Below are 202 nucleotides of genomic sequence, written 5' to 3' on the forward strand. Positions count from 1 at the left end.
CATCGCCCTGCTGGTCGCGCTGGCGATCGACAGCGGCCGGCTGTACGGCAAGACCTTCTTCCGCGTCTCGATCTTCCTGCCGTACGCGGTGCCGGCGGTGGTGGCCAGCCTGATCTGGGGCTTCATGTACGGCACCCAGTTCGGTCTGGTCGGCAACGTCAACGACGCCTTCGGGGTCACGCTGCCCGACCCGCTCTCCCCC

The 202-nt window shown here is 68.3% G+C and carries 1 pseudogene; it reads left to right on the forward strand.

From position 1 onward, the window contains the following. Nucleotides 1-202 (forward strand): annotated as a pseudogene (locus tag OO54_RS41305) (sugar ABC transporter permease); the annotation flags it as partial.

Source organism: Streptomyces wedmorensis (assembly GCF_000716445.1).
Lineage (GTDB): Bacteria > Actinomycetota > Actinomycetes > Streptomycetales > Streptomycetaceae > Streptomyces > Streptomyces wedmorensis.